This is a genomic window from Methylophaga sp. UBA5088 (assembly GCF_002414625.1).
GTDB classification, from domain to species: domain Bacteria; phylum Pseudomonadota; class Gammaproteobacteria; order Nitrosococcales; family Methylophagaceae; genus Methylophaga; species Methylophaga marina.
This window is the reverse complement of record NZ_DIAC01000098.1, coordinates 4303-6892: the sequence shown is the minus strand read 5'-3', so window position 1 is coordinate 6892 and position 2590 is coordinate 4303. Positions and strand designations below refer to the sequence as shown.

The window sequence follows — 2590 nt, the reverse complement described above, 5'->3', positions numbered from 1 at the left end:
CGCTTTTTACGCGAAGAAGGTGTGATCATTGTCGCCACCATCGCCTTTGGTATGGGTATTGATAAACCCGATGTGCGATTTGTCGCTCACCTGAATTTGCCGAAAAATATTGAAGCTTATTATCAGGAAACCGGCCGCGCGGGTCGCGATGGTTTACCGGCCAATGCCTGGATGGCCTATGGCCTGCAGGATGTCATTACCCTGCGGCAGTTTATGCAAGACTCTAATGCGCCCGATATGATCAAGCGGGTTGAACAGCATAAATTAGATGCCATGCTCGGTTTATGTGAACTCATCACTTGCCGTCGTCAGGCCATACTGGCCTATTTTGATGAAGAAGCCCCTGAAAAATGCGGCCAATGCGATAACTGCCAAACGCCGCCAGAAAGCTTTGATGCGACAGAAATAGCACAGAAAGCCCTATCCTGCGTTTACCGCACTGAGCAGCGTTTTGGGGTGAATTATTTAATCGATGTGTTACTGGGTAGTGACGATGATCGTATCAAACATAATCAGCATGATAAGTTGAGCACTTATGGCATCGGCACTGAACTGAATGCGACGCAATGGCGAGGCATTTTCCGGCAGTTAATTGCCACAGGTTATCTCGATATTGATATTCAACGTTATGGCGCATTACGACTGACAGAAAAATGTCGGCCCGTATTACGCGGCGAGCAAACATTAAAATTAAGAAAACAGTCTCCAAAAAAATCTACGGCTAAAGCCAGTAAAAGACAAACCGCTGTTCGCCCACAAGACGAGCGTCTATGGGAAGCCTTGCGTCAATTACGTTCTGATATAGCCAAACAGCATGGTGTGCCACCTTATGTTATTTTTCATGATGCGACATTATTGGAAATGTGTCGTTACCGGCCTGCAGATATGGCGGCAATGCAACGGATTTCCGGAGTGGGCGAGCAGAAACTCAATCATTATGGTCATGCGTTTTTAGAGCTGATTCAACAGCATCCCTTATCAGAATTACTTAATAACGGCTTGAGTGACACCATTAATGACACGCTGTTATTACTTGAAAAGGGACATGGCATAGATAACATTGCTAAACAGCGCAATTTGAAACTCAGCACGGTATACAGCCATCTGGCTGAAGGCATCAACGCCGGCTTGCTGGATGTGAAAGACGTATTAGATCTGGAAGATGCCGAGCTCAACACAATTGTGCTCACCATTGAATCTTTAGGCGATGAGTCGCAGAGCCTCAAAGCGATTTATCAGGCGCTGGATGAAGCTTATGATTATGGTGTAATTCGTTGCGTGCTTGCCTCAATGTATTAGAGCACACATAGACTAAGTTCAGGCTTTATCAGACTGCACTTGTTGTAACTGCTTCAATATTGCCTCAGATTCCTGTGTCAGCGAGGCAAACAGTCGCATATCACCATTACGCTGAGCAGTTAATGCCTGTTCACGCTTTTGCGCTAGTTGCTTTTTTAGCTTTTTCTCTGGATCGGACTTGAATAATGACCACATACATAACTCTCTGATGAATAAATAAGTCAGAGAGTTATGTCGCGATAAAGTTCGTTTTTATTCTGCCAGCTCGTAGTCGTAATCAATAATAAGTGGTGCATGATCTGAAAATGACTCGTCTCGATAGATTTCAGTTGCTTTAACTTTGCCTTTCATACTTGGCGTTAAGATATGGTAATCAATGCGCCATCCGACGTTGTTCGCTCTGGCCTGACCACGGTTTGACCACCAAGTATATTGGTGTTCTTCCTGAGGTAACTCACGGAAGGCATCAATAAAGCCCATGTCATCAAACAACTTGTCTAGCCAGGCTCGTTCTTCAGGCAGGAAGCCTGAATTTTTCAAATTGCCTTTCCAGTTACGAATATCTTCATTTTTATGTGCAATATTCCAATCGCCGCAGATTAAGACATCGCGACCGGAATCTTTCATTTCCTGCATTTTTATTTCGAAAAAATCCATGCAGCGATACTTAACCAATTGACGCTCTTCTTTTGATGATCCTGAGGGCATATACAGTGAAATGACGCTCAAATTACCAAAACGCGCTTCGATATAACGACCTTCTGCATCAAACTCCTCATTGCCCATACCAACAATGACTTCATCGGGCTCTGCTTTGCAATACAATGCCACACCGCTGTAGCCCTTTTTTTCAGCATCATGGTAATAACAGTGATATCCTTGCGGCCTGAAAATATCATCTTCGAGTTGATGAACTTGGGCTTTGGTTTCCTGAATACAGACAACATCTGCGTTTTGTTTAGGCAACCAGTCAAAAAAACCTTTACGGGCGGCGGCTCGAATACCGTTCACATTGGCTGTGATTATGCGCATGGGTCATCCTATTGAAAAATAATCACATAATACCATTTACAAATCAGATTAAAATCCGGATAATGTCGGGCTCATCTGTAAATACAGATAGCTAGGTTTAGCTACAGATAAATGAATTTTTAGGAGAAGCACTTTGGCAAATTCGGCACAAGCAAGAAAACGCGCGCGTCAAGCAGAAGTACACCGTCAGCGTAACGCCAGCCAACGTTCAGCGATGCGTACAACGATTAAAGCACTGAGAAAAGCAATCGCAGCTGGT

4 protein-coding genes are annotated in these 2590 nt (G+C 44.2%); 2 read left to right on the top strand and 2 right to left on the bottom strand.

Translation table 11 applies throughout. The features are described 5' to 3' along the window. Positions 1 to 1299: ATP-dependent DNA helicase RecQ (locus B4K20_RS12250; protein WP_289283086.1), on the top strand; the 1299-nt coding region annotated here is incomplete at its 5' end. A gap of 18 nt (positions 1300 to 1317) precedes the next feature. Here B4K20_RS12250 and B4K20_RS12245 read toward each other — a convergent pair. Both B4K20_RS12245 and B4K20_RS12240 read right to left on the bottom strand, forming a co-directional pair. Further along, complete coding sequence (locus B4K20_RS12245) at positions 1318 to 1494, bottom strand: DUF6435 family protein (RefSeq protein ID WP_289243747.1); 177 nt, start codon at positions 1492 to 1494, stop codon at positions 1318 to 1320. A gap of 57 nt (positions 1495 to 1551) precedes the next feature. Continuing rightward, on the bottom strand, positions 1552 to 2331 hold the full coding sequence (locus B4K20_RS12240; protein WP_289243746.1) for an exodeoxyribonuclease III: 780 nt from the start codon (positions 2329 to 2331) through the stop codon (positions 1552 to 1554). Between the two features lie 133 nt (positions 2332 to 2464). Between B4K20_RS12240 and rpsT the strand changes: the two genes are divergently transcribed. Next, positions 2465 to 2590: 30S ribosomal protein S20 (gene rpsT, locus B4K20_RS12235; protein WP_289283112.1), on the top strand; the 126-nt coding region annotated here is incomplete at its 3' end.